The sequence below is a fragment of the Streptococcus mitis genome (genome assembly GCF_001579035.1).
Lineage (GTDB): Bacteria > Bacillota > Bacilli > Lactobacillales > Streptococcaceae > Streptococcus > Streptococcus mitis_J.
The window spans coordinates 339,248-340,036 of record NZ_KQ970287.1; the positions used below are offsets into that span (position 1 = coordinate 339,248).

A 789-nucleotide genomic window follows, 5' to 3' on the forward strand; every position below is an offset into this window, starting at 1 on the left:
TCTGGAACTCCAAAGGCTCCGTAAATCAAGAGATAGTTAAATCCACTATTGAGGGGAAGTAACAAAAGCATGAGGTACATGGACAGTTTGGTCAAGCCCAGCGAATCCAGCAAGGAACGAATGACACTAAAAAGCAATAAGGGGATAATTCCAATAGATAAAAACCAAAGATAGTGAACCGCTACTGCCGCCACCGGTGCTTCTAGTCCAATATGATTCAAGATTGGTGATGCCAAGAAAAGCACCATCCCCAGCAAGACCACAGATAGACCCAAGGCCAGATAGATGAACTGGTAAAAATCAGACGCAACCTCTTCCTTTTTGCCTCGCCCAAGATGGTGACCAATGATGGGTACCAGGGCTGACACAATCCCTGTTAGGAAGGTAAAGAAAGGATTCCAGATACTGGTTGCCATGGACACACCAGCCAAGTCCATAGTATTGTATTGACCTGTCATTTCAGTGTCAACAAAAGAGGCAGAATAATTGGCAAATTGGTAGATCAGGATTGGGAAAAATATCTTTAAAAATAATACTAACTTCTCTCGTAAACACTTTGTCTTATACATACTTCTCTTTCTATTCTGATTTATCTAAACCAAAGAGTTTCAGACCATAGTTTTTCAAACTTAGCGGAGGGTTATTAGATTTTGAAGTAGTATGCCAACACGCACATGTACGACAATAATAGCTTCTAACTAAACCTCCATTATCATATTGAACCGCATGGTCAGCTTTTTCTTTAGTTTCATATTGAATTTTAGAACGATTAGATGCGGGACAGTAAAT

1 protein-coding gene and 1 pseudogene are annotated in these 789 nt (G+C 40.1%); both read right to left on the reverse strand.

The genetic code is table 11. The features are described 5' to 3' along the window. Positions 1-569: pseudogene (gene pdrM / locus SMIDD26_RS06075) on the reverse strand (sodium-coupled multidrug efflux MATE transporter PdrM); the annotation flags it as partial. A gap of 10 nt (positions 570-579) precedes the next feature. Continuing rightward, the coding region (locus SMIDD26_RS12985) for a hypothetical protein (RefSeq protein ID WP_246746941.1) at positions 580-789 on the reverse strand (210 nt) is incomplete at its 5' end.